This is a genomic window from Streptomyces sp. CHD11 (assembly GCF_018638295.1).
In the GTDB taxonomy this organism is placed as follows: domain Bacteria; phylum Actinomycetota; class Actinomycetes; order Streptomycetales; family Streptomycetaceae; genus Streptomyces.
This window is the reverse complement of record NZ_JABTTS010000009.1, coordinates 1-25299: the sequence shown is the minus strand read 5'-3', so window position 1 is coordinate 25299 and position 25299 is coordinate 1. Positions and strand designations below refer to the sequence as shown.

At 71.5% G+C, this 25299-nt stretch carries 24 protein-coding genes and 1 riboswitch; of the genes, 6 read left to right on the top strand and 18 right to left on the bottom strand.

What is annotated here, in order from left to right:
* Positions 1 to 3: 3 nt before the first annotated feature.
* Positions 4 to 966, bottom strand: a complete 963-nt coding sequence (locus HTV45_RS10820; RefSeq protein WP_215205476.1) for a helix-turn-helix domain-containing protein — start codon at positions 964 to 966, stop codon at positions 4 to 6.
* Between the two features lie 93 nt (positions 967 to 1059).
* Here HTV45_RS10820 and HTV45_RS10815 point away from each other — a divergent pair, with 93 nt between their 5' ends.
* Entirely contained in the window at positions 1060 to 1281 is a 222-nt protein-coding gene (locus HTV45_RS10815; RefSeq protein ID WP_215205869.1) for a hypothetical protein, read from the top strand.
* Positions 1282 to 1320: 39 nt separating this feature from the next.
* Here HTV45_RS10815 and HTV45_RS10810 read toward each other — a convergent pair whose 3' ends face one another.
* The 7 genes from HTV45_RS10810 to nagB all read right to left on the bottom strand — a co-directional run bounded on the left by HTV45_RS10810 (position 1321) and on the right by nagB (position 9387).
* Positions 1321 to 2277, bottom strand: coding sequence for a ribonucleotide-diphosphate reductase subunit beta (locus tag HTV45_RS10810; protein ID WP_251691935.1), 957 nt, complete (start codon positions 2275 to 2277; stop codon positions 1321 to 1323).
* Positions 2278 to 2321: 44 nt separating this feature from the next.
* On the bottom strand, positions 2322 to 4706 hold the full coding sequence (locus HTV45_RS10805) for a ribonucleoside-diphosphate reductase subunit alpha (protein WP_215205475.1): 2385 nt from the start codon (positions 4704 to 4706) through the stop codon (positions 2322 to 2324).
* 123 nt (positions 4707 to 4829) lie between these two features.
* Positions 4830 to 5005, bottom strand: a riboswitch (cobalamin riboswitch).
* Positions 5006 to 5017: 12 nt separating this feature from the next.
* The gene (locus HTV45_RS10800) at positions 5018 to 5524 is read right to left on the bottom strand and encodes a GNAT family N-acetyltransferase (RefSeq protein WP_215205474.1); all 507 of its coding nucleotides are present in this window, start codon (positions 5522 to 5524) and stop codon (positions 5018 to 5020) included.
* A 77-nt stretch (positions 5525 to 5601) separates the two neighbouring features.
* On the bottom strand, positions 5602 to 7230 hold the full coding sequence (mctP, locus tag HTV45_RS10795; protein ID WP_215205473.1) for a monocarboxylate uptake permease MctP: 1629 nt from the start codon (positions 7228 to 7230) through the stop codon (positions 5602 to 5604).
* A complete protein-coding gene (locus HTV45_RS10790) occupies positions 7227 to 7496 on the bottom strand; it encodes a DUF3311 domain-containing protein (protein WP_215205472.1) in 270 nt (89 codons plus the stop codon). Before HTV45_RS10790 ends, mctP begins: the two co-directional genes overlap by 4 nt.
* Positions 7497 to 7680: 184 nt before the next feature.
* Entirely contained in the window at positions 7681 to 8445 is a 765-nt protein-coding gene (locus tag HTV45_RS10785) for a GntR family transcriptional regulator (RefSeq protein WP_215205471.1), read from the bottom strand.
* 156 nt (positions 8446 to 8601) lie between these two features.
* Positions 8602 to 9387: a glucosamine-6-phosphate deaminase gene (gene nagB / locus HTV45_RS10780; RefSeq protein ID WP_215205834.1), complete on the bottom strand. Its 786-nt coding sequence runs from the start codon at positions 9385 to 9387 to the stop codon at positions 8602 to 8604.
* A gap of 532 nt (positions 9388 to 9919) precedes the next feature.
* Between nagB and HTV45_RS10775 the strand changes: the two genes are divergently transcribed.
* Entirely contained in the window at positions 9920 to 11395 is a 1476-nt protein-coding gene (locus HTV45_RS10775; protein ID WP_215205470.1) for a sensor histidine kinase, read from the top strand.
* A 242-nt stretch (positions 11396 to 11637) separates the two neighbouring features.
* Here HTV45_RS10775 and HTV45_RS10770 read toward each other — a convergent pair whose 3' ends face one another.
* Positions 11638 to 11895 carry a WhiB family transcriptional regulator gene (locus HTV45_RS10770; protein WP_030219886.1) on the bottom strand — a complete coding sequence of 86 codons (258 nt, stop codon included), beginning with the start codon at positions 11893 to 11895 and terminating at the stop codon, positions 11638 to 11640.
* A gap of 317 nt (positions 11896 to 12212) precedes the next feature.
* Positions 12213 to 13181 (bottom strand): diacylglycerol kinase family protein, encoded by a 969-nt coding sequence (locus HTV45_RS10765; RefSeq protein ID WP_215205469.1) that lies wholly within the window; start codon positions 13179 to 13181, stop codon positions 12213 to 12215.
* Positions 13182 to 13297: 116 nt separating this feature from the next.
* Here HTV45_RS10765 and HTV45_RS10760 point away from each other — a divergent pair, with 116 nt between their 5' ends.
* Positions 13298 to 13762 carry a hypothetical protein gene (locus HTV45_RS10760; protein WP_215205468.1) on the top strand — a complete coding sequence of 155 codons (465 nt, stop codon included), beginning with the start codon at positions 13298 to 13300 and terminating at the stop codon, positions 13760 to 13762.
* A 36-nt stretch (positions 13763 to 13798) separates the two neighbouring features.
* Here HTV45_RS10760 and HTV45_RS10755 read toward each other — a convergent pair whose 3' ends face one another.
* The 4 genes from HTV45_RS10755 to HTV45_RS10740 form a co-directional block, all read right to left on the bottom strand.
* Complete coding sequence (locus HTV45_RS10755) at positions 13799 to 14959, bottom strand: RNA polymerase sigma factor SigF (RefSeq protein ID WP_215205467.1); 1161 nt, start codon at positions 14957 to 14959, stop codon at positions 13799 to 13801.
* Between the two features lie 17 nt (positions 14960 to 14976).
* Positions 14977 to 15390: an anti-sigma regulatory factor gene (locus HTV45_RS10750; RefSeq protein WP_004925829.1), complete on the bottom strand. Its 414-nt coding sequence runs from the start codon at positions 15388 to 15390 to the stop codon at positions 14977 to 14979.
* Positions 15391 to 15843: 453 nt separating this feature from the next.
* Positions 15844 to 16842 carry a 1-aminocyclopropane-1-carboxylate deaminase/D-cysteine desulfhydrase gene (locus tag HTV45_RS10745; RefSeq protein ID WP_215205466.1) on the bottom strand — a complete coding sequence of 333 codons (999 nt, stop codon included), beginning with the start codon at positions 16840 to 16842 and terminating at the stop codon, positions 15844 to 15846.
* A 304-nt stretch (positions 16843 to 17146) separates the two neighbouring features.
* Entirely contained in the window at positions 17147 to 17737 is a 591-nt protein-coding gene (locus tag HTV45_RS10740; protein WP_215205465.1) for an N-acetylmuramoyl-L-alanine amidase, read from the bottom strand.
* 294 nt (positions 17738 to 18031) lie between these two features.
* On the opposite strand from HTV45_RS10740, the gene HTV45_RS10735 reads away from it, so the two are divergent.
* From HTV45_RS10735 to HTV45_RS10725, 3 genes are all read left to right on the top strand, one after another.
* The gene (locus HTV45_RS10735) at positions 18032 to 19438 is read left to right on the top strand and encodes a family 2B encapsulin nanocompartment shell protein (RefSeq protein WP_215205464.1); all 1407 of its coding nucleotides are present in this window, start codon (positions 18032 to 18034) and stop codon (positions 19436 to 19438) included.
* A 238-nt stretch (positions 19439 to 19676) separates the two neighbouring features.
* Positions 19677 to 20681 carry a family 2 encapsulin nanocompartment cargo protein polyprenyl transferase gene (locus HTV45_RS10730; RefSeq protein WP_251691928.1) on the top strand — a complete coding sequence of 335 codons (1005 nt, stop codon included), beginning with the start codon at positions 19677 to 19679 and terminating at the stop codon, positions 20679 to 20681.
* Between the two features lie 191 nt (positions 20682 to 20872).
* On the top strand, positions 20873 to 21514 hold the full coding sequence (locus tag HTV45_RS10725) for a GNAT family N-acetyltransferase (protein ID WP_215205462.1): 642 nt from the start codon (positions 20873 to 20875) through the stop codon (positions 21512 to 21514).
* A 179-nt stretch (positions 21515 to 21693) separates the two neighbouring features.
* On the opposite strand, the gene HTV45_RS10720 is transcribed toward HTV45_RS10725, so the two are convergent.
* From HTV45_RS10720 to HTV45_RS10705, 4 genes are all read right to left on the bottom strand, one after another.
* Positions 21694 to 22443 carry a VOC family protein gene (locus tag HTV45_RS10720; RefSeq protein WP_215205461.1) on the bottom strand — a complete coding sequence of 250 codons (750 nt, stop codon included), beginning with the start codon at positions 22441 to 22443 and terminating at the stop codon, positions 21694 to 21696.
* Positions 22440 to 22862, bottom strand: coding sequence for a VOC family protein (locus HTV45_RS10715; protein ID WP_215205460.1), 423 nt, complete (start codon positions 22860 to 22862; stop codon positions 22440 to 22442). Before HTV45_RS10715 ends, HTV45_RS10720 begins: the two co-directional genes overlap by 4 nt.
* Before the next feature lie 9 nt (positions 22863 to 22871).
* Positions 22872 to 23294 (bottom strand): helix-turn-helix domain-containing protein, encoded by a 423-nt coding sequence (locus HTV45_RS10710; protein WP_215205459.1) that lies wholly within the window; start codon positions 23292 to 23294, stop codon positions 22872 to 22874.
* Positions 23295 to 23391: 97 nt separating this feature from the next.
* On the bottom strand, positions 23392 to 24477 hold the full coding sequence (locus tag HTV45_RS10705) for a protein kinase family protein (protein WP_215205458.1): 1086 nt from the start codon (positions 24475 to 24477) through the stop codon (positions 23392 to 23394).
* Positions 24478 to 25299 lie beyond the last annotated feature (822 nt).

Below are 25299 nucleotides of genomic sequence, written 5' to 3'. Positions count from 1 at the left end.
CGTTCAGGCGGCCTCCGGGCCCCTGAACGTGCGCCGGTAGGCCTGCGGGGTGGTGCCCACGGCGCGGACGAAGTGGTGGCGCAGCGCCGCCGCGTTGCCGAAGCCGGTACGGCCCGCGATCGCGTCCACCGTCTCGTCCGTCGCCTCCAGCAACTCCTGTGCCAGCAGCACCCGCTGGCGCAGGATCCAGCGGTAGGGCGTGGTGCCGGTCTCCTGCTGGAACCGGCGGGCGAAGGTGCGCGGTGACATGTGGGCGCGGGCGGCGAGCTGCTCGACGGTGGTCTCCTCGTCGAGATGCCGCTCCATCCACACCAGCACGGCGGAGACGGTGTCGCCCCCGGGAGGCGGCAGCGGGCGCTCGATGTACTGGGCCTGGCCGCCGTCACGGTGCGGGGGCACCACCATGCGCCGGGCGATCCTGTTGGCGACCTCCGGACCCTGCTCCTTGCGCACCAAGTGCAGACAGGCGTCGATACCGGCCGCCGTACCCGCGGAGGTGATCACCGGGTCCTCGTCGACGTAGAGCACGTCCTCCTCCACGGTCAGATGCGGGTACCTCCCGGTCAGCACCTCCGCGTGCTTCCAGTGGGCGGTCACCCGCCGCCCGTCGAGCAGCCCGGCGGCGGCGAGCACGAACACCCCCGAGCAGACACTGAGCACCCGGGCGCCCCGGTCCACGCCCCGGCGCAGGGCGTCCAGCAGTTCGGGCGGGAACTCACGGGAGACGTAGGAGGACCCGGCGGGCACGGCGATGAGGTCGGCCGTCTCCAGCCGCTCGAGGCCGTGCTCGACGTGCAGGGCGAAACCCGCGGCGCTGCGCACGGCGGGGCCGTCGGCCGAGGCGACCGCGAAGTCGTAGACCGGCAGTCCGTCGTCACTGCGGTCGATCCCGAAGACCTCGCAGACCACGCCGAGTTCGAAGGGGTTCACGCCGTCGAGGACGACGGCGGCCACGTTGCGGAGCATGTCTCCAGTGTGCCTCGCCCTTGGCAGTAAATCGAGGGTCCCCGGCAGTCCTGCCACTGCCGGTAAGGAGCGTAAGGCGCGACAGTGGTGTCCATGGATACGGCACAGCTGGAAGCACTGATCGCGATGGTGGCCGTCCTCGGCCTGTTCGTCCTCATGACCCTCCCCGCGCTGGTCGGCATCGTGCGGGACCGGCGGATCGACCGGCAGATCGAGCGCGCCGTCACGGAGCGCGCCGCAGCAGAGCGGGCCGGTGCCGGACCGCGCGCCGCCGCCCGGCAGCCCTGCGGTGCCGCCTCGCACCGCGCCGCGTGAGCGGCGTGAGGCGGCACCGGGGAGCACCGGTTGCGGTTCCTAGAAGTCCTCGTCCAGGTCGACCGTTCCCTCCACGGCGACCTGGTACGCGGACGGACGCCGCTCGAAGAAGTTGGTGAGCTCCTGGACGCCCTGCAGCTCCATGAAGGAGAAGGGGTTCTCCGAGCCGTACACCGGGGCGAAACCGAGCCGGGCCAGCCGCTGGTCCGCGACGCACTCCAGGTACTGCCGCATCGAGTCGGTGTTCATGCCCGGCAGCCCGTCCCCGCACAGGTCGCGCGCGAACTGCAGCTCCGCCTCGACCGCCTCGCGCAGCATGTCGGTGACCTGCCGGCCGAGTTCCTCGTCGAACAGGTCCGGCTCCTCCTTGCGCACGGTGTCGACCACGTCGAAGGCGAAGCTCATGTGCATCGTCTCGTCACGGAACACCCAGTTGGTGCCGGTCGCCAGACCGTGCAGCAGCCCGCGCGAGCGGAACCAGTAGACGTAGGCGAAGGCCCCGTAGAAGAACAGGCCCTCGATGCACGCGGCGAAGCAGATCAGGTTCAGCAGGAAGCGGCGGCGCTCCGACCGCGTCTCCAGGCGGTCGATCTTCTCCACCGAGTCCATCCACCGGAAGCAGAACCCGGCCTTCTCACGGATGGACGGGATGCTCTCCACGGCCGCGAAGGCCGCCGCCCGGTCGTCCGGGGCGGGCAGATAGGTGTCCAGCAGCGTCAGATAGAACTGGACGTGCACCGCCTCCTCGAACAGCTGACGCGACAGGTACAGCCGCGCCTCCGGGGAGTTGATGTGCTTGTAGAGCGTCAGCACCAGGTTGTTCGCCACGATCGAGTCACCCGTGGCGAAGAAGGCGACCAGCCGGCCGATGAGGTGCTGCTCCTCGGGGGTGAGCTTCGCCAGGTCGGCGACGTCCGAGTGGAGGTCCACCTCCTCCACGTGCCAGGTGTTCTTGATGGCGTCCCGGTAGCGCTCGTAGAAGTCGGGGTAGCGCATGGGTCGCAGAGTCAGCTCGAAGCCGGGATCGAGCAGGTTCTTGGTCACTGGCAGGCCTCGCAGGACTCGGGGTTCTCCAGGGAGCAGGCGACGGCCTCGGGGCCGGCCGTCTGCTCGAGGGGGACAGGGACGGGGACGGGGGCGCTGGCGGTGGCGCGGGCCGCGGCGCGGGCGATCCGGGTCGCCGGGCGGGACCGCAGGTAGTACGTGGTCTTCAGACCCTGCTTCCAGGCATACGCGTACATCGAGGAGAGCTTGCCGATGGTCGGCGTCTCCAGGAACAGGTTGAGCGACTGCGCCTGGTCCAGGAACGGGGTGCGGGCGGCCGCCAGATCGATCAGGGAGCGCTGCGGGATCTCCCACGCCGTGCGGTACAGCCGGCGCACCTCCTCGGGGATCCACGCGAGGTCCTGCACCGAGCCGCCCGCCTCGCGCAGCGCCTCACGGGTCCGCGCGTCCCACACGCCCAACCGCTTGAGGTCGTCCACCAGATACGAGTTGACCTGGAGGAACTCCCCGGACAGCGTCTCGCGCTTGAACAGGTTGGACACCTGTGGCTCGACGCATTCGTACACGCCCGCGATCGACGCGATGGTGGCGGTGGGCGCGATCGCCAGCACCAGCGAGTTGCGCATCCCGGTGGCCGCGATCCGCGTCCGCAGCGCCGCCCAGCGCTCCGGCCAGGTGAGGTCCGTGTCGTAGTGGTCGGGGTGCAGCACGCCCCGGGCGGTACGGGTCTTCTCCCAGGCGGGCAGCGGGCCGTTGCGCTCGGCCAGGCCCGCGGAGGTCTCGTAGGCGGCGAGCATGATCCGCTCGGCGATCCTCGTGGACAGGGCCTTCGCCTCGGGGGAGTCGAAGGGCATCCGCAGCTGGAAGAAGACGTCCTGCAGACCCATGGCGCCGAGACCGACCGGGCGCCACCGGGCGTTGGAGCGGCCCGCCTGCTCGGTCGGGTAGAAGTTGATGTCGACGACCCGGTCGAGGAACGTCACGGCCGTGCGCACCGTCTCGTCGAGGCGTTCCCAGTCGATGTCCCCGTGCTGGACGAAGGCGCCGAGGTTGACCGACCCCAGGTTGCAGACGGCCGTCTCCCCGTCGTCGGTGACCTCGAGGATCTCGGTGCAGAGATTCGAGGAGTGGATGACATGGCCCGGTTCGGCGGTCTGGTTGGCCGTGCGGTTGGCGGTGTCCTTGAAGGTCATCCAGCCGTTGCCGGTCTGGGCGAGGGTGCGCATCATCCGGCCGTACAGCTCGCGGGCCGGGAGGGTCTTCCTCGCCAGGCCGTTCGCCTCCGCCGCCCGGTACGCCGCGTCGAACTCCCCGCCCCACAGGTCGACCAGTTCCGGCACGTCCGCCGGGGAGAACAGCGACCACGGCTCGTCGGCGTCCACCCGGCGCATGAACTCGTCCGGCACCCAGTGCGCGAGGTTCAGGTTGTGGGTACGGCGGGCGTCCTCACCGGTGTTGTCGCGCAGTTCCAGGAACTCCTCGACGTCCAGGTGCCAGGTCTCGAGGTAGACCGCCGCCGCGCCCTTGCGCCGCCCGCCCTGGTTCACGGCGGCCACCGAGGCGTCCAGCGTCTTGAGGAACGGCACGATGCCGTTCGAGTGCCCGTTGGTGCCGCGGATCAGCGAACCCCGGGCGCGGATGCGGGAGTAGGACAGACCGATGCCGCCGGCGTGCTTCGAGAGCCGGGCGACCTGGTGGTAGCGGTCGTAGATCGAGTCCAGCTCGTCCCGGGGGGAGTCGAGGAGGTAGCAGGACGACATCTGCGGGTGCCGGGTGCCGGAGTTGAACAGCGTGGGGGAGGAGGGCAGATAGTCCAGCCGGGTCATCAGCGCGTAGAGCGCGGCGACCTCGTCCACCGAGCGGGCGCTGTCGTCCTCGGCGAGACCGGCGGCGACCCGCAGCAGGAAGTGCTGTGGCGTCTCGACGGCCTTGCGGGTGACCGGGTGCCGCAGCAGGTAGCGGCTGTGCAGGGTACGCAGGCCGAAGTAGCCGAACCGGTCGTCGGCACGGGTGTCGACCAGCGCGTCGAGCCGGTCCGCGTGCAGCCGGACGAACGCGGCGGTCCGGTCGGCGATCAGGCCCTCGCGGTGCCCGGCCGCGACGGACCCGGTGAACGAGGTGACGCCCTGCGAGGCGGCCTCGGCGCGGATGCCGATGGTCAGCAGCCGGGCGGCGAGCCGGGAGTAGTCCGGGTCCTCGGAGATCAGTCCCGCCGCCGCCTCGGTGGCCAGTTCCCGCAGCTGCGCCTCGTCGGCGGCCGCGGACCGGCCGCGCAGCGCGGCGGCGGCGACCCGGCCGGGGTCGGCGCCCCGCAGGTCGGCGGTCAGCTCGGTCAGGGTCCGCAGCAGTGCGGCACCGGGTCCGTCGCTCACCCGGGGCACGTCGATCGCTGAAGCAGGATCGGCTGGCGCGATGGTCACGTGGGGCTCTCCCTCGCTCGGCACGGGGGCCTCGAGGAGCGCAGGGGGCAGTACACGAGCGCACGCGGCGTCGCGTCCACCGGCCCATTCCGCGAGGCCCGGACGTCGGAGCACCCGGGCCGTACGGCCGGGCGCGCTGTCGGCAGGTCCTCGGACTGACTCTCCCGCGCACCTCAGCGTGCGCGGGCATGGGTACACCGTTGCGGGACAGTTCCGGATTCACACCGGATTCCCCTGCGGCGACAGCGAGCATGAGCATACATCTTGTGCCGGGCGCCGCCAGCGGCCCCATATGTTGTGTCGTGCTGGCGTCAGAGCGTCAACTCGTAGGTGATGAGCATGATGTCGTCGAGCTCCGGCAGCGGGTTCCAGTCCCGCCCGGGGGTACGGGTGAAGCCGAGCCGCTCGTAGATCCGGTGGGCGGCGTGCATCGAGCGCTGGCTCGACAGCACCATCCGCCGGCATCCCCCGCGCGCCCGCGCCCGGTCGACGCAGGCGCGCACCAGAGCCTCACCGGCGCCCCGGCCCCGGCCCGCGCGGGCCACCGCGAGCATCCGGATCTCCGCCTCGCCCGGTTCCGCCAGGTCGGCCATCGGACCGGGACCCGGTACGAAGGTCACCCCGCCGAGCACCGTGCCGTGCTCCACGGCGACCAGCACCTCGGCGGCCGCGGCGCGCTTCGCCACGTCCCGGAGCTCACCGAGGTACCCGTCGCTCTCCCCGAAGTCCAGCAGCCCGTCCAGCAGGTAGGCCTGGGCGGTGATCTCGCCGAGTTCCGCGTACTCGCCGGACTCCGCCGGCCGTATGACGATGTCCATGCCGCGAGTGTGCCGCACGGGCGCGGCGCGGGCCGCCGGATTTCTCCGGCGGCCCGTCACCCGGTGTGCCCGCGGTGTCAGTGGGCGCTGCCCGCGGTGGCCGGGGGGAGTTCCGCCTTGACGCCGGGGTCGCCCACGTCCGCCGTATAGTCCTCCGGCTTGGTCTGGTCGAGGCCTTCGGGTGCCTTGAGGGCCCGCATGACGAAGGTCAGCACGACCGTGACCACGACGTTGAGTACGAAGGCGGTGAGACCGATGTAGCCGATCTCGCCGATGCCGGGGATCTCCTTCGCGGACCCGCCGAAGTGCTTCTGCGTCGGCGAGGCCACCCCGTACGCGGCGACCGTGCCGTAGATCATGCCGACCGCCCAGCCGCCGATCAGCGCCCAGCGGTGGAACCAGCGGGTGAACAGGCCGCCCACCAGTGCCGGGAAGGTCTGCAGGATCCAGATACCGCCGAGCAGCTGGAAGTTGATGGCGACCGTCTTGTCCATGGTCAGGACGAAGGCCAGCGCACCCACCTTCACCAGCAACGAGACGATCTTGGAGACCCTGGTCTCCTGCGCCGGAGTGGCGTCCGGCTTGAGGAAGTCCTTGTAGATGTTGCGGGTGAACAGGTTCGCTGCCGCGATCGACATGATCGCCGCCGGCACCAGCGCGCCGATGCCGATCGCCGCGAAGGCCACGCCCGCGAACCAGGCCGGGAACATGTTCTCGAACAGCTGGGGGATCGCAAGCTGGCCGTTGCTGACCTTGACCCCGGCCGCGATGGCCATGAAGCCGAGCAGGGCCAGCAGGCCCAGCATCAGCGAGTACAGCGGCAGGATCGTGGTGTTGCGGCGGATCACCTCACGGCTGCGCGAGGACAGCGTCGCCGTGATCGAGTGCGGGTACATGAACAGCGCGAGCGCCGAGCCCAGCGCCAGCGTGGCGTAGGTCCACTGACCCGCCTCGCTCGGCACCAGCGAACCGCGCGGCGCGCCCGTGGCCGGGTTGGTCTCGCTGTACGCCTCGCGCGCGGAGGCGAAGATCTCGTCGAAGCCGCCGAGCTTCACCGGGATGTAGATGATCGCCACGATGATCACGATGTAGATCAGCGTGTCCTTGACGAACGCGATCAGCGCGGGGGCCCGCAGCCCCGACGAGTACGTGTACGCCGCGAGCACACCGAAGGCGATCAGCAGCGGCAGGTCCTTGACGAACCAGTTGGTGTCCTCGCCGCCGCCGACGCCCATCACGTCGAGCACGGCCTGGATGCCGACCAGCTGGAGCGCGATGTACGGCATCGTCGCCAGGATGCCGGTGAGCGCGACGGCCAGCGACAGCCCCTTCGAGCCGAACCGGCCGCGCACGAAGTCGGAGGTCGTCACATAGCCGTGCTTGTGCGACACCGACCACAGGCGGGGCAGGAAGGTGAAGATCAGCGGGTACACCAGGATCGTGTACGGCACCGCGAAGAAGCCGGCCGCGCCCGCCGCGTAGATCGCCGCCGGTACGGCCACGAAGGTGTACGCGGTGTACAGGTCGCCGCCGAGCAGGAACCAGGTGACCCAGGTGCCGAACGAGCGCCCGCCCAGGCCCCACTCGTCGAGGCTGTTCTCGTTCTCGGCCTTGCGCCAGCGCGCGGCCAGGAAGCCCATCGCCGTGACGAGCAGGAAGAAGAAGATGAAGACGGCGAGTGCCACGCCGTTGACGCCGTCGTTCACCGCGACGCACCGCCCTTCGCGGCCGAGCGGGCCCGCTGGTCACGCTTCCAGAGCTGGTACGCGACCACCGTCAGCGCGGTGGAGAGCAGCACCCACAGCATCTGGTACCAGTAGAAGAACGGGATGCCGATGAACTGCGGGTCGGTCCTCGCGTAGGACCCGACCCACAGCATGGCCACGAACGGGGTGACGAGACAGAGGGCGATGACGACGCGCGCGGGCGTCACCACCGGCCCTCCCCGGTTTTCCTCTGGAGCTTGTGACATCAGACGGCTTCCGTCCCCTCACTGATCACCGACGGTAATGCGCAGGGAAATCTAGGTGAGGGCGCGGCGTGGTCGTAACCCCTCGTCCGCACAGCGGTATTCAGGCGCGGCCCAACCGAGAGGCAACAGCAACGAAATTCTTGTCAACCACCCGTTTCGCCGGGATTTCGGGGTGGCCCGAAGTTCACTCCTGAGGGCGCTTCAGGCGCGCGACGAACTTGTACCGGTCCCCCCGGTACACCGACCGCACCCACTCCACCGGCTGTCCGTCCCGGTCCCGCGAGTGGCGGGAGAGCATCAGCATCGGCAGGCCGACGTCGGTGCCGAGCAGGCCGGCCTCGCGGGGGGTGGCCAGGGACGTCTCGATCGTCTCCTCGGCCTCCGCGAGATGGACGTCGTACACCTCGGCGAGGGCGGTGTAGAGGGACGTGTACTTGGTCAGACTGCGGCGCAGCGCGGGGAAGCGCTTGGCGCTCAGATGGGTGGTCTCGATGGCCATCGGTTCACCGTTGGCCATGCGCAGCCGCTCGATGCGCAGCACCCGGCCGCCGGCGGTGATGTCGAGCAGGGCGGCGAGCCGGTCGTCGGCGGTGATGTAGCCCAGGTCCAGCAGCTGCGAGGTGGGCTCCAGGCCCTGGGCGCGCATGTCCTCGGTGTACGAGGTGAGCTGGAGCGCCTGGGAGACCTTGGGCTTGGCGACGAAGGTGCCCTTGCCCTGGATGCGCTCAAGTCGCCCCTCGACCACCAGCTCCTGGAGTGCCTGGCGCACGGTGGTGCGCGAGGTGTCGAACTCCGCCGCCAGGGTGCGCTCGGGCGGGACCGGCGTACCGGGCGGCGCCGTCTCGGTCATGTCGAGCAGGTGTTTCTTCAGCCGGTAGTACTTAGGCACACGCGCGGTACGGACCGTGGTCCCACCCTCGTTCTCCGCACTGCTGACGTCGGTGCTCATGCTCTGCCTTCCCGGCTCCGGGTGCCGAAACGGCCGACATCCCATCGGCCGCGGCTGACATCGTGGCACGGCTCAGGGCGGGGGTGCTCCCCGCGCGCTCCGTGATCCCCTTTGTATACCCCCGGGGCGGGGGCTGGTCCAGACCACCGGCGCCGGTCAGATCCCCTGCCAGTCCGGCTTGCCCGCGTAGGTGTGGCGGAAGTAGCCGGCGAGCTTCAGCTCGGCGGCGGCGGCCTCGTCGACGACCACCGTGGCGTGCGGGTGCAGCTGGAGCGCGGACGCCGGGCACACCGCGGCCACCGGGCCCTCGACGGTCGCGGCGACCGCGTCCGCCTTGCCCTCGCCGGTGGCCAGCAGGACCAGGTGCCGGGCCTCCAGGATGGTGCCGATGCCCTGGGTGATGACGTGGTGCGGCACCTGGCCGATGTCGCCGCCGAAGAAGCGCGCGTTGTCCACCCGGGTCTGCTCGGTCAGCGTCTTGATCCGGGTGCGCGAGGCGAGCGAGGAGCACGGTTCGTTGAACCCGATGTGCCCGTCCGTCCCGATGCCGAGCAGCTGGAGATCCACGCCGCCGGCCTCGGCCAGCCGCCTGTCGTACGCCTCGCAGGCCGCCTGCACGTCCTCGGCCGTGCCGTCGGGGCCCATGAAGGCGTCCATCCCGATGCCGAGCGGCTCCAGGACCTCGCGCCGGACCACCGAGCGGTAGGACTCGGGGTGGTCGGTAGGCAGTCCCACATACTCGTCGAGCTGGGCGATCCTGGCCCGGGAGGTGTCGGCGGCCCCGGAATCCACCATGCTCGCCAGCGCCTGGTAGACGGGCAGCGGGGTGGAACCGGTGGCGACGCCCAGCAGGGCGTCGGGCTTACGCCGCAGCAGCTCCGCCATGGCCCCGGCGATGAGCTCGCCGCCCGCCTTGGCGTCCGCAACGATGACAACTTCCACGGTGGGCCTGCCGATCTTCTGGAGGATTCGACTGGGACGGGCCCCGACGGACGGGACCATGTGGTTTAGACCAATTATCAATCTAGCAGAGGGGTGCCCCGCCTCCCAGGAGCGGCCGCCGGCGCCGGGCCGGCCCGCGCGGCCGCCGTCGTCCGCCGAAACCGGCGCTTCCGTCCGGCCCCTGGAGGGAGCCGTACGGGTTAGGCTTCCCGTAGTGGTCGCCCGCGCCGCGGGCGGACACGCCGTGACAGCACAGACCGTGTCCCACGCATTTACACGGGCAGTGGTCTAGTCCACAATGTGTGTCGGACACAGCAAGCCTGCCTTCCCCGCACAGGAAGGCGGACCGAGGATCCGGAGCTCTCTGCCCTGACTGCCCCGGCTCCTCGACCACGGCCGACCGGGACCGCACACCCCGCCGGCCGGTACTGCTCCGGGCTGCGGTGCCGGGAGGGCTGAGGGTCCCTCTCAGGCGCCGCGGCCCGCGGGTGTTCCCGGGCCCCGCGCGCACCCCCCGGGTACGCTCGCGGACGTGCCCTCCATGAACGAACTCGTACGCCAGCACACCGCTCTCGGTGACACCGACCTCGAGTGGCTCCACCTGCTGGTCTCGGAGTGGCAGCTGCTCTCCGACCTCTCCTTCGCCGATCTGGTCCTGTGGGTCCCCACCCGCGACGGCACCCGCTATGTCTCCGTCGCCCAGATGCGGCCCAACACCGGCCCGACCTCCTACCAGGACGACATGGTCGGCCACCTCGTCCCGCGCGGCCGCCGGCCCATGCTGGACGCGGCTCACGACGAGGGCCGGATCGTGCGCGAGGGAGACCCGGAGTGGCGTGAGGAGGTTCCCGTACGGGTCGAGTCCATCCCCGTGCGGCGGGAGGGGCGGGTCCTCGGTGTCATCGCCCGCAACACCAACCTGCTCACCGTGCGGACCCCCAGCCGGCTGGAGCTCACCTACCTCCAGAGCGCCTCCGACCTCGCGCAGATGATCGCGGCCGGGGCCTTCCCGTACGCGAACCAGCAGTTGGAGATGGACGCCTCGCCCCGGGTGGGCGACGGGCTGATCCGGCTGGACGCCGAGGGCGTCGTGCAGTACGCCTCGCCGAACGCGCTGTCCGCCTACCACCGGATGGGTCTCGCCGCCGACCTGGTGGGCCATCACCTTGGCGAGACCACCGCCGAACTGGCCCCTACCAAGGGGCCGGTGGACGAGGCGCTGGCCAAGGTCGCCAGCGGCTGGGCACCGCGCGAGTTCGAGATCGAGGCGCACGACGGGGTGATCCAGTTCCGGGCGATCCCGCTCAAGCCGAAGGGCACCCGCATCGGCTCGCTGGTACTGCTCCGCGATGTCACCGAGCTTCGCCGCCGCGAACGTGAGTTGATCACCAAGGACGCGACCATCCGGGAGATCCACCACCGGGTCAAGAACAACCTCCAGACGGTGGCGGCGCTCCTGCGGCTCCAGGCCCGCCGGATCGGGTCCGAGCGCGGCCGTGCGGCGCTGGAGGAGGCCGTGCGCCGGGTGGGGTCCATCGCGATCGTCCACGAGACGCTGTCCCAGAACCTGGACGAGCGGGTGGAGTTCGACGAGATCGCCGACCGTGTCCTCGCCATGGTCGCCGAGATCTCACCCGGCAAGGTCACCGGCCGGCGTTCCGGCCGCTTCGGGATACTGGACGCCGAGGTCGCCACCCCGCTGGCGATGGTGCTGACCGAGATCCTGCAGAACGCGCTGGAGCACGGCTTCGGTGAGGGTGACACCGGCACCGTCGAGGTGTCCGCGGTCCGCGGCGGCACCTCGAAGGAGGCCCGCCTGCTGGTCACCGTCCAGGACGACGGGGTGGGTCTGCCCGAGGGCTTCGATCCGCACACCGCGGGCAACCTCGGTCTGCAGATCGTACGGACCCTGGTGGAGGGCGAGTTGAGCGGCACGTTCGACATGGTGCCGGCCCCGGAGCGGGGGACCAGGGTGATCCTGGACATCCCGGTGCAGTCGGACAAGTAGGGGAATGGGACGCGCGCCGGGGGAGGGGGCCCGGCCCGGGGCGTCCGGGCGCGGCAAAAGGCCCCGGACCTTGGAAGTGGTCCGGGGCTGATGCTCGTTCCTCGGTGTTCCCCGCTCGAGTTGGTTCGAGCACTCGGGGAACTGCGCGCTGCGGCTCGGGGGCGGGAGATGCGTGGGCGCCTTCTACGGAGTGATCCGGTCGGGCACACGCGCCGCCAAGCTCAGGCTGTCGGCAGGGGGTGTCAGGCGGAGGCCTGACGGGCCCGGTTGCGGGCGGCGCGGCGCTTCATCGCGCGACGCTCGTCCTCGCTGAGACCACCCCAGACGCCGGAGTCCTGACCGGACTCGAGTGCCCACTGAAGGCAGCTCTCGATCACCGGACAGCGACGGCAGACGGCCTTGGCTTCCTCGATCTGCAGCAGCGCGGGACCGGTGTTGCCGATGGGGAAGAAGAGCTCGGGGTCTTCCTCGCGGCAAACGGCGTTGTGACGCCAGTCCATGGCTGCTACCTCTCCTTGGTATAACTGCAAGTGCTTGTGAATGTGAACGCTTTCACGAATCCCCCGACAAGTGAAGGGCCGACCGCCAGGTTCCCTGGCGTGGTCCTTGGGTTCGAAGAGGGGTTCCGGTGATCTGTCGAGGCCGGTGTTGCGGGCCGTCCCGATCGCCATGAAGAGACTCGCAAACCTCGGCGGCGGATACAACCCCTTCCGAAAAGTTTTTTTTGATTCTTCGGTGTCGACTAGGTCACAGCCGTACTTCCATGGGGTGGACCCTGGTCTAAACGTTCGAGTGAAAGGACTTTCGCCCTTTCTGCTCACACAATCACACGCAGTGCACGGCGTACGCCTGTGAACGTCACGCTGGTTCGCAGCCCCAGGTGGTCACCGTCCATCTGGAGGGGTAGTGGCACCTTCGAATGCAAGGTGAAGCGTGTCAGGTCGTGCCGGGAGACCACGTGCCTGCCGCGGGGGCCGCGCTCCGGGGACGAAGTGAGCAACTGGGTGCCATACCGGGCAACCGCGGTGGTGGACATCCGGCTCAGACCGAAGAGATCGAGGCCCGTATCGAACGAGGCCTTAGGTGACGCGTAGATCGGACGATTGCCGAGAAACGTCCACGGCGAAGTGTTCGAGACTATGGACAGCGCCAGATCGGTGACCGGCTCGTCACCCGGATGCTCCAGCGTGATCACCCCGCGCCGGCGGTGCGGCTCGCCGAGCAGCTGACGGACGACCTGGCGCATGTACAGCGCGTGAGTGGACTTCCTGCCGCGCTCCCGCTGCTGCTCCACCCGGCCGACCACGCCGGCGTCGAAGCCCAGGCCCGCGTTGAAGGTGAACCAGCGGGTCGGCACGGCCTCGTCCTCCGAGCCCGGCGTGCCCGAGGTCAGACCCAGGCCCACGGTGCGCTCACGGCCCTCGCGCAGGGCGTCCAGCAGGGCGCCGGTGGCCTCCACGGGCTGGTTGGGCAGCCCCAGGGCGCGGGCGAAGACATTCGTGGATCCGCCGGGCACCACGGCGAGGCCGGGCAGATGCTCCGGATCGGGTCCCGCGTGCAGCAGACCGTTGACGACCTCGTTGACCGTGCCGTCCCCGCCGAGGGCGACCACCAGGTCTATGTCGTCGCTCTCCGCGGCCTGCCGGCCCAGGTCGCGCCCGTGTCCGCGGTACTCGGTGGTGACGGCTTCCAGCTTCATCTCGCTGGCGAGGGCGTGGATCAGCACATCGCGCGTGCGCGCACTGGTGGTGGTAGCCGCCGGATTGACCACGAGAAGTGCACGCATGACGTGCAGGGTACCTACTGAGGGGTACCGGGCCCATACCGAGGCCCGGTCACCGCGGGCGCGAAGGGGTGAGCCGCGCCACGGAAGGGGCGTACGGCGAGGGCTACCCTTCAGGGGTGAGCAGCGAGCAGACCCCCACCGCACCCCCGGACGGGACGACCGCGCCGGACGGCATCGCCGAGCGCCGTCCGGCCTACGCGGCGGCGCTGGCCGCCCTGGAAGGACTGGCGCTGGTGGCCGTCGGCGGGTGGATGTCGGTCCTCGCCCTGACCGGCGCACCGGACGACCGCAGCCAGGCCGTCACCGGCGGGGTGACCCTGATCATGCTGGCGCTGCTCCCGCTGATCGCCGCGCGGGGGCTGCTCGCCCGGCGGGGCTGGAGCCGGGGCCCCGCCGTCATCACGCAGATCATCGCGCTGCCGGTGGCCTACAACCTGCTGGTGTCCGACGGCGTGGCCATCCCCGCCGGGATCGTGCTCGCCGTCGTGGCCGTCACCGCGCTCGTGCTGCTGGTCAACCCCGGGACGACCCGGGCCCTCGGCATCCGGGGCCCCGGGAACGCCGGGAGTGCGGGCAGGTAGCGCCCCCGGACCGCCACGGCGCCGCGGCGCCCCGGTTCACTCCTCCACGAGCAGCTTCTCCCGCAGCTGGGCCAGGGTGCGGGCCAGCAGACGGGAGACGTGCATCTGCGAGATGCCGACCTCCTGCGCGATCTGCGACTGGGTCATGTTGCCGAAGAAACGCAGCAGCAGGATCCGCTTCTCCCGCGGCGGAAGATCCTCCAGCAGCGGCTTGAGCGACTCCCGGTACTCCACACCCTCCAGCGCCTCGTCCTCGGCGCCGAGGGTGTCGGCCACCGCCGGGGACTCGTCGTCGGTGTCGGGGACGTCCAGGGACAGTGTCGAGTACGCGTTGGCGGACTCCAGCCCCTCCAGGACCTCCTCCTCGGAGATGCCCAGCTTTTCGGCCAGCTCGTGCACCGTGGGGGAGCGGCCGTGCAGCTGGGACAGCTCCGCCGTGGCCGTGGTGAGCGCCAGCCGGAGCTCCTGGAGCCGGCGCGGCACCCGCACCGCCCAGCCCTTGTCCCGGAAGTGCCGCTTGATCTCGCCGACGACCGTCGGGGTGGCGTACGTCGAGAACTCCACACCCCGGTCGGGGTCGAAGCGGTCGACGGATTTGATCAGGCCGATGGTGGCGACCTGGGTGAGGTCGTCCAGCGGCTCGCCACGGTTGCGGAAACGGCGCGCGAGATGCTCGACGAGCGGCAGATGCATGCGCACCAGCCGGTTGCGCAGCTCCGCGTACGCGGGACTGCCGTCCTGCAGCGTGCGCAGTTCCAGAAACAGGGCACGCGCCCCGCTGCGGTCCGTCGGGTCGTGGTGCGCGTGCGTGCCGTGGGTGCCCGGTGCGCCCCGCGCGCCCCCGGAACCGGACGCCTGCGGCGCCTCGTCCTCGGCGTGCCGCTCGTGCTCGCTCATCGCCTGGCCCGTCACCCTTCCCCGAGCGCTCGCCTCGTCCCCCGCCGCCGGCTCCTCCCGCGCTCCCGGCTCCGCCCGGTCGGGGTGACCCTCATGCGTGCGGGCGTCCGTGCGGCCGGCCCCGGCCGGCCCGGCCGCGGGCGTGCCCCGCACGGCACCGCCGGGCTGCCCGCCGCCCGGGGAGGCGGTCTCCGCGGAGTCGCCCTCCGGATGCGGCCGGGCCTGCTCGGGGATGCCGTCGATGCCGTCCGGCACGCGCTCGGCCGGCAGCTCCCGTGTGCCGCGTTCTTCGTCCCGCACCGGCCCGTCCTCGCTCCTCACGCCGGCCCGGGTCCCGCGCCGCGCTGTTTGTAGAGGCTGATCGACACGGTCTTGTCCTCGTCCACGGCCGACGACACCTTGCCCGCGAGCGCGGACAGGACCGTCCAGGCGAAGGTGTCCCGTGAAGGGGCGTGACCGTCCGTGGTCGGCGCCGACACGGTCACCTCCAGCGAGTCGTCGACAAGCCGGAAGACACAGCTGAGCACCGACCCCGGCACGGCCTGCTGAAGCAGGATCGCGCAGGCCTCGTCGACCGCGATGCGCAGGTCCTCGATCTCGTCGAGGGTGAAGTCCAAACGGGCCGCGAGGCCGGCCGTGGCCGTACGCAGCACCGACAGGTAGGCCCCCGCGGCCGGCAGCCGGACTTCCACGAAGTCCTGGGTCGCGGGCTCGCCTGCGATCTGGGACACCCTCACCTCCAAGGTGGTACAAGCGTTTCAGGGCCGGATCGCCCCCGGGTAACGCGCTACGTGGTTCAGCCGTGACGCTATCGCGCTCTCAGGGCTCCTGTCCCGGGACCCCGACCCATTGCCGTCACTCATAGTAAAACTACCGATACGCTCCGTGGCTAGGGGTATGCGGCTCCCAAATGGGAAGAGCGCGCGCCGGATTGACGTACCCAGACGTCACCTGGTCGAACCGTCCGCCGCCGTGGTCACATCCGGTCACAGCAGTACGTGGTCGCCGAAACGCCGGCGCGAGTCAAGATTGCCACATGACGACGCGCGCGCGGTCGGCCGTGCCGAAAACGAGGGGTGGGACACGTGCTGTCCGTGACCACCGCCGCCGGCCGGCCCCTGTATCGGCTCGGGCAGGCCGACCCCGTCACCGGGGAGCCGGCGGACGACACCTGCCGGCGACTGTCAGCGCAGACGGTCCGACGGCGCTGTCCGGCGGACCGGACCGGAGGAGGCCGCCGGACCGGCCCCGGGCCCGCTCCAGTCGTTCCGCTCCGGGAAGGGGCGTCCCGTGATCACCGCGGCGACGGTGCTCCCGCGCGCGAACGCGCCCTCCTCCACGAGGGCGACAAGGGCGTAAAGCAACTTGGCGACATAGACACGCTCCACGGGAACACCGTGACGGTCCTCGAAGTCCGCGGCGAACTCCTCGAGTTCCGGCGTCGTACGGGCGTAGCCACCGAAGTGGAAGCGGTCGTCGAGGCTCCAGTCACCGCGCGGGCCGCCGAACGCGCCGGTCTGCAGAGCGCGTATCTCCTGGGTCAGGAAGCCGCCCCTGAGCACCGGGACGCCCAGCACGCGCACACCGGCCCCGGCGGCCAGTCCCGCGAGGGTGCCACCGGTGCCGCAGGCCACCGCGATCACGTCCGCGTGGCCGGCCAGTTCCCCGCCGAGCGCCCGGCATCCGCGCACGGCCGCGGCGTTGCTGCCGCCCTCGGGCACGACGTACGCGTCCTCGGCGTCCGCCGCGCGCAGGACGGCCGCCAGCGTCTCCGGCTCGGCCTTGCGCCGGTACGCCGAGCGGTCGACGAAGTGCAACCGCATTCCGTCGGCCGCGCACCGGGCCAGCGACGGGTTGAGAGGGCGGCCGGCGAGTTCCTGGCCGCGCACCACGCCGACCGTGCGCAGACCCAGCAGCCGCCCGGCGGCGGCCGTCGCCCGCAGATGGTTGGAGTACGCGCCGCCGAAGGTGAGCACGGTCCGCCCGGCCGCCTCGTCGAGGTTGGGCGCGAGTTTGCGCCACTTGTTGCCGACGAGTTCGGGATGGATGAGATCGTCGCGCTTCAGCAGGAGGCGGACTCCGCGGCTGCCGAACCGCGCGTCCTCGACCTCACACAGCGGCGACGGCAGCCGCGGACGCAGGCCCGCGAGGGCGCCGGGGCCGGGGGCGTCGGAACTGGTCACCGTTCCATTGTCCCCGGGCCCCCGCGGCGACCGTCCGCGGTGGGCCTCGGCCGGGCGGGCGCGCCGCGCCACCGCCGCTGGTGGCGGGCGCCCGCGGGGTCACCGAGCCGCGGTGGTGTCGGGGCGTCTCCGTACGGCGGCCGGCGGCCGGCGGCCGGCGTGGTCGGGTGTGCCCCGCGGGGACCCCGTGCCGCCGCCGTCGGGGCGGGCGGCGCGCGGGTCGGCGGCCGCGAGGGCACGGCGACGCCGTCCGCGCGGTGTGCGCAGGGTGTGGCGGAGACGGTGCGAGCCGGGTCGGCGGGACTCACTTCAGACGGTCGCCGATGCGGTTCCTCATCGACGTCATCGTGAATCCGCGCGGGTCCACCTTCCCCGGCTGCCACTCCAGGTGCCCGATGACGGACCGCTCGTTCCAGCCGTGGTGGCGGCAGACCGCCGCCGCGGCCTTCTCGATCGCCTCCAGCTGGGCCGCCGGCCAGGGATCGTCGCCGTCGCCCAGGTTCTCGCACTCGAAGCCGTAGAAGTGCCGGTTGCCGTCGGTGTTCGCCTCGTTGTCCGCCGGCAGGCGCTTCTCCGCGATCACCGCGCGCAGGACGTCGTCGTCGCCGAGCCCCGCGTGGTTGGCTCTGCCGTAGCCGACCAGGTGCACCCGGCCGTCCTTGGTGATGACGCCGTGGCACAGCGGACCCGGCAGGCCCGAGTAGCCCTTGCGGCACAGCTCCACGGTCCTGGCGCTGCCCTTGGTGACCGTGTGGTGGATCATCACGCCGTGCACGGGTCCCCAGGGGCCCTTGTGGTTGCGGTTGTGGTCGCGCCAGTCGCCGACCTGGACGACTGTGAGCCCTTCCGCCTTCAGAGCGCGCAGGAAAGCGCTCGCGGACATGGGTGGGGCCATGACCGCCCTCCTTCGTACCGGTCGGCGGCCGCTGGTCGCGACCGTCTGGTACAGGCCTCTTACCTAAAAGGAGCGACTTCAACTACTCGTTCGGGTGGTGTGCGAGCCGATCCGGACAATCTCGTTCCGCTGCCGCGCCGTTGAACACGCGCCGCTGTGTGCCCAGCACTCACATGATCCAACCCCGCTCGATCGGGTAATGGCGCGGGCACGTTGCGTGAGGAAGGCTTGATCACGCAGGGCGACGCCCGGCACGGCCGGGCGTGAATCACCATTTGGGGAGGGCAATTCTCTATGTCGGTAGGCGAAGAGGTCCGTACGGAGCAGGCCGGGCAGCAGCAGAGCCTCGGCACGGCCGCCGCGCGGAACCTGGCCACCACGACCAAGTCCGTGCCGCAGATGCAGGAGATCAGCTCACGCTGGCTGCTGCGGATGCTGCCCTGGGTCGATGTGCAGGGTGGGACGTACCGGGTGAACCGGCGGCTGACGTACGCCGTGGGGGATGGCCGGATGACGTTCGTGAAAACCGGCGACCGCGTCGAGATCATCCCGGCGGAGCTGGGCGAGCTGCCGGTGCTGCGGTCGTTCGAGGACGAAGAGGTGCTGACCGAGCTCGCCTCCCGCTGCCGGCAGCGGGAGATCGGTGCGGGCCAGGTGATCGCCTCCTTCGGCAGCCCCGCCGACGAGGTGTACCTGCTGGCGCACGGCCGGGTGGAGCGGGTCGGCACCGGCCCCTACGGCCAGGACGAGTCCCTCGGAGTCCTCGCCGACGGCGCCTACTTCGGCGAGCAGGCTCTGCTCGGAGAGGACGCCATCTGGGAGTACACGGCCCGCACGCTCACCGCCTGCACGGTGCTGGTACTGCCGCGCGACGCCGTCGAGCAGGTCGCCGAGCGGTCGGACACCCTGCGCGAGCATCTGCGCGAGCGGCGTGAGATCTCCGGGGAGCGCACCAACAAGTACGGCGAGAAGGAGATCGACCTGGCGGCCGGGCACAGCGGGGAGCCGGACATCCCGCACACCTTCGTCGACTACGAGGCCAGGCCGCGCGAGTACGAACTCAGCGTCGCCCAGACCGTGCTGCGCATCCACTCCCGGGTGGCCGACCTCTACAACCAGCCCATGAACCAGACGGAACAGCAGATCCGGCTGACCGTCGAGGCGCTGAAGGAGCGCCAGGAGCACGAACTGGTCAACAACCGCGAGTTCGGACTGCTCCACAACTGCGAGTACGACCAGCGGCTCCAGCCGCACGACGGCGTCCCGGGCCCCGACGACCTGGACGAACTGCTCAGCAGGCGGCGCGGGACCAGGCTGCTGCTCGCCCACCCGCGCGCGATCGCCGCGTTCGGCCGCGAGCTCAACAAGCGGGGGCTCGTCCCGGAGACCATCGACATGGGCGGCAACCGCATTCCCACCTGGCGGGGGGTGCCGATCTACCCGTGCAACAAGATCCCGGTGACCGAGGCCCGCACCACCTCCATCATCGCGCTGCGTACCGGCGAACAGGACCAGGGCGTCATCGGACTGCGGGCCACCGGCATCCCCGACGAGATCGAGCCGAGCCTGTCGGTGCGGTTCATGGGCATCAACGAACAGGCCATCATCAAGTACCTGGTCACCGCCTACTACTCGGCAGCGGTCCTGGTACCGGACGCGCTCGGTGTGCTGGAGAACGTCGAGATCGGCCGCTGGCGGTGACCCTCCGCGAGCTACCGCGCCGGATGCCGTGTCCCCGCCCGTCGGGGCGGGTACACCTCGGAGGTACGTGCTCGACGGGTGCGGCAGCGCCATCCCTCCGCTCCTCCACCGAGTCGCTCCCAGGGGGAAGCCGATGACGGAGTCCATCACGGAGCCGCAGACGGGCCGTACGGCGGAGCGTACGGCCGGCGGCCCCGTGGTGCCGGAGCAGCGCCCCGGAGACGGGCACGAGGCGACGATGCTGCTGGAGCGGGCCCGGGGCGCGGTCGACCCGGTGCTGCGGGCCGCTCTCGACTCGCTGCCCGCCCCGATGCGCCGGATCGCGCTCTACCACTTCGGCTGGGAGAACGCGGACGGCACCCCGGCACAGGCCGGGTCGGGCAAGGCGATCCGCCCCGCGCTGGTGCTCGCCGCGGCCTCCGCGGTGGGCGGGCCCACCGCCCGGGCGGCGGCCGTACGGGCGGCGGCGGCCGTGGAACTGGTACACAACTTCACGCTGTTGCACGACGACGTGATGGACCGGGACACCACCCGCCGGCACCGGCCGACCGCGTGGGCGGTGTTCGGGGACGCCGACGCGATCCTCGCGGGGGACGCCCTCCAGGCGCTCGCCCTGCGTCTGCTCGCCGAGGACGCCCGCCCGGTGTCGCGTGCCGCGTCGGTCCGGCTCGCCGACTGCGTGATCGAGCTCTGCGCGGGACAGCACGCGGACACGGACATGGAGCGGCGTGCCCCCGGAGAGGTCACCCTCGCCGAGACGCTCGCCATGGCCGAGGCCAAGACCGGTGCGCTGCTCGGCTGCGCCTGTGCGGTCGGCGCGCTGTACGCGGGTGCCGGGGAGGCGGAGGTGGCGGCACTGGACGCGTTCGGCAGGGAGGCCGGGCTGGCCTTCCAGCTGATCGACGACGTGATCGGCATATGGGGCGATCCGCGCCGCACCGGCAAACCGGCCGGTGCGGACCTGGCCGCCCGCAAGAAGTCCCTGCCGGTGGTGGCGGCCCTCACCTCCGGCACCCCCGCCGCCGCCGAACTCGCCGCGGCGTACGCGGCACCGCACCGGAAGGAGGACCTGGAGCACATCGCCCGGACCGTGGAGCGGGCGGGCGGCCGGGACTGGGCGCAGACCCAGGCGGCCGACCGGATGGCCCGGGCGATGCAGGAGGTCGCCCGCGCCGTGCCGGACCCGGAGGCCGCGGGCGGGCTGCTGGCCCTGGCCGAGTTCGTGACACGGCGCAGCACCTGACGGCCCGCCGGCCGTCCCCGTGGCTCCGGAACCACCCGGTGCCCTGCGGTTCCTGACTCCGCACGGCACGGTGGATCCGGCCCGGCGGGTCCCGCACTTCCCCACGATGTGCGGGGCCCGCCCCTTCGGCGGGTGTCCCCCGATAGGCTCAACGTCCGTACGGGCAGCGACGGTTGGGCGAGGGGACGGACATGGGTGTGGTGATCCGGACGGCTGGGGACGACGACCGGGAGCGGATAGTCCGTCTCCTGGACGAGGCGTTCCAGGACGACCCGGTCAGCGGCTGGGTCTTCCCCGGCCGGGAGTACCGCCGGACGACCCACCACCGGCTCATGGCGGCCTTCACCGACGTGGTCCTCGCCGACGGACGCATCGACATCACCGAGGACGGCTCGGCCTGCGCCCTGTGGCTGTCCGTCCCCGCGGACGGCCCCGGCGACGACGACACGCACGGGGAGGATGGGGCGGACGACGACGGGTTCGCGCGGATCCGTCAGGCCGTCGACCCCGGCAACGAGCGCGTGGAGCTGATCGGCCGGCTCACCGCCGGCATCCACCCTTCGGACCGGGCGCACGAGTACCTGTGGATGATCGGCGTCGTCCCCGGCCGTCAGGGCGAGGGACTGGGCACCGGACTGATCGGCTCCGTCCTCGACCGCTGCGACAGGGAGGGGCGGGCGGCTTATCTGGAGGCGAGCAGCGAGCGCAGCCGGGTGCTCTACGAACGCCTCGGTTTCGCCGCGGGAGAGCCGCTGGCCCTCCCGGACGGCCCGCGCATGTGGCCCATGTGGCGCGAACCCCGGACGGGCCCGGAGGCCGGCGTGGCGGAATGACCCCCTGCCGTGCTCCCCGGCTCCGCCGGGAAAGGGACGTCCGGCCCCGGCCGCCGTGGCCGGCCCCCGACCTCACTCACCAGCGACAGCGCCCGCCCCCCGGGCGATCCGGCGGGCACCGGGCGCCGCAGGACGCCGGACGCCCGGGACGGCGGTGCGGCCGCCGCCCGCCTCCCCGCCTATGACGTGACCGGCCCGGTGGCGCGCAGCCCCGTCCCGGGATCGCGGCCGGTCAGGCAGTAGACACCACCCGTCGGGTCCCGCATCACCGTCCAGTGGCCGAACTCCGCCACGAACACGGCCCCGTACCCCTCGTGCCGCGCCCGGGTCGCGGTGATGTCGGCACAGGCCAGGTCCGGATGGGCGAAGACGGGCCGGTCCTCCCCGATCCGCTGGAGCAGGATGCGCAGCGGCAGCCCGGCCGGGGGCTGGATCACATGGAACTCCGGGCGCGAGCCGGGCACGGAACGCCAGCCGGTCAGCAGCCCGCTCCAGAAGGCGACTTCCGCGTCGTAGGGGGACGGCGGGACATCGAGGCACACCTGGTCCAGCCTGCTGCCGTGCACGACGGGCGGCCTCACCGACTCCCCGTGCCAGGGGATCGCACAGAACGGCTGCCCGGCCGGTGAACGCAGCACGGTCCACCCCTCGTGCTCCGCGACCGTCCCCGCCCCCAGCCGCCGGGCCGCCGCGACGAACCCCGGGACGTCGTCGACGGAGAAGTCCAGATGCGTACCGCCCTCGCCCGAGACGAGCCGCTGCACCCCCGCACAGGCGTCGGTGCCCGCCACCGACAGGGTCACGAACTCCTCGTCGTCCCCGCTCGGTCCGGACGGCCGGGCCTCCGTCACGGCGGCCCAGAACGCGCCGGCCCGCTCGGCCGCCGTGCCGGGCCGGTCGATGAGGGCGTAGGTCCAGCGGACGCTCACCGCCCGTGACGTTCCATGAAGCGCAGCATGTTCCCCGCCGGGTCGCGGAACGCGCAGTCCCGCACTCCGTACGGCTGGTCCACCGGCTCCTGGATCACGTCCACCCCCGCCGCCCGCACCCGCTCGAAGAGGGCGTCACAGTCCGTGGTGGTGAAGTTGACCCCCCGCAGCATGCCCTTGGCCAGCAGCTCCGCCATCGCCTGCTTGTCACCGGGAGAGGCGTCCGGGTTCGCGGCGGGGGGCTCCAGCACGATCTCCACGTCCTGCTCCGGCGAGGCGACCGTCACCCACCGCATCCCCTCGAAACCCACGTCGCCCCGCACCTCGAGGCCCAGCACATCGCGGTAGAAGGCCAGCGCCTTGTCATGGTCGTCGACGGCGATGAAGCACTGGGCGAGTCTGGCGTCCGTTGTGTCCATGCGCCCACGCTAGAAGATTTCACCGGGATCGGCCCGGGGTCTGCCCCGAACCGGACGGGTGTACAACCGTGCCGCACACGGCGGGATCACCGCGCTCTCCTCGTGCGAGCGGGCCCGGTAGGCGCTCGGCGTCTCCCCGACCAGCTCGGTGAAGCGCGAGCTGAACGAACCGAGCGAGGTGCAGCCGACCGCCATGCACACCTCCGTCACCGTGAGATCGCCCCGCCGCAGCAGCGCCTTGGCGCGCTCGACGCGCCGGGTCATGAGATAGGCGTACGGGGTCTGCCCGTACGCCGCGCGGAAGCTGCGCTGGAAGTGGCCGGGCGACATCAGCGCGGTCCGCGCCAGCTCCGTCACGTCGAGAGGCTCGGCGTACTCCCGCTCCATCCGGTCCCGGGCCCGCCGCAACCGCACCAGATCCTCCAGCTCCATCCGTCCAGCATTCCACGGCCGGCGCCGCCACCGCAGCCGTGTGCGGCCCGCACCGCCGGGCTCCTGTGCCCCTGCGCTCCTGGCCGGGACGGGATTCTCACGGTCCGCCCGCCGTGACGCCCAGCCGCCGGATCTCCTCCAGCGGGTACGGGGTCCGCCTGCTCCGGTCCTGGAAGGCGCGGTTGAAGTCGGAGATCACGGCCGCGACCGGTGCGTGACGGGTGAGGACCGCCGCGATCGCGTCCGGGACGCCCGTGGGGCGCTCGCCCTCCGCGTAGGCGCGCACCAGCGCACGGCGGCCCTCCCGGTCCTGCCTGCGGTACCCGTACAGCGCGGTGACGAGCCAGTTCACCAGGTAGGCGGCGGTGTAGCAGCGGTCGTAGGTCCGATGCCGGCCGAAGAAGGCGGCTTCCTCGGCGGAGAGCTCGAACCCGGAGGAGACGGCGAGTCCGTAGTCCGCGAAGTAGAGGCGACGGCCGTCGGTGAGGATGTTCTCGAAGTGCGCGTCGAAGTGCAGCAGTCCGCGGCTGTTCATGAACGAGATGCCGTCCTCCAGACCTCTCTCCACCATGGCGCAGGCCCGCCCGGCGACCTCACCCCCCGCCTCGATCCGGTCGCCGAGCCACTGGTGCAGGGTCTGCGGGATGTACTCCAGGAACAGCGCGACACCGGCCGGTGACTCCTCGAGCGCCCGGATCCGGCGGCGTACCTGTGAGCCGCCGCCCCAGTAGGCGACGGCCCGTTCGACGTCGGCGAGTTCCTCCGGCAGCGGCGCCGGGCCCGGCAGCACCCGCCAGTGGTACATCAGGGGGAAGCCCTCGTGCTCCCCCGAGAGCACCCAGTCCGTCGTCATGGTGTGGACGGCGAGTTCCCGCCAGGCCCCGAAACCGGGCCCGCCGAGGGCGCCGACGCCGTAGTGGCAGAAGACCGGAAGCTCGAACAGGTTCGCGGTGGACCGGACATGCTCCGGCCGCAGCTCCAGGCCGGTGAGGGGGACCCGCTTCACGAAGACGGTGGTTCCGGCGACCTCGGTCAGCGCCGATGTCCCGCCGATGCCGGTTCCGGCCGGCACGGCCCGGTCCACGAGCGCGCGCAGGGCACGGTCGTCGCACCGCGCCAGGGCCGCGGAGACGGCACCGTGAGTCGCCGACCGTGCCCCGCGCGACGGACCGGTTCCTGTCACGGCCGCCTCCACCGGGGGGCTGTCGGGGTCACGTTCCGGTGCCCCTCGGGCGCCCGGCAGTCCGGCCGGGCCGACACAACCGTACCCGGGCCGCCGGGAGCGCCGTGTGCGGCGGACTGATCCCCGATCATGCCGTCCGGCCTGCGACTCCTTCGTGTGTCGCAGCGGCTTCCTTGCCGCACCCGGTCCGCTGACCGGGCCTTTCCGCGATGGCTGGTGATGCGGTGCGACGGTCCTGACCGGGTGTGCTGCGGACTGCGTGGGGACCGCCGCGCGCTCGCGGGCGGCTGCGACCCTGACACGTCGAGAGGCCCGAGTCGTTCCGGCAAGTGGCGCTGCCCCGATCACGACACGCGTCCGCCGTCTCCTCGACGCTCTTGTGCCCAGGCCACCGGGACACATCCAAGAGCGGCAGGCCGTTGCCGAGCGCGGTCGTGGCGAACCTGTGTCGCAGGTCGTGAGGCGCCCAGCCGTAAAGGACCCAGTGCTCGCCACCGGCGTCAATGTCTGCGTCACGTCCCGCGTGAGCGCGTCATGCGGCCGGGGGCGCGGGCTGAGAACACCTGATCCGTATATCGCCGTCACAGCGCGCTCACACTGCCCGGCCAGTGTGGCGGTCATGGCAGCCCAAACTGACCGACAACTCCGCCCGCGCTCTGAAGTTCCCCCCGCGTGCTGGACAGCGGGTGTTTACGCCGCCGGGGCGAGGTTCTGCCTGAGCAGGGATCTCGTTTCGAGCGGGGTGACGTAGCCGTAGTCGGGGTGCCGACGGAGCCGACTGCGGTTGTACTCGACCTCGACGTAACAAAAGACGTCGGCCCG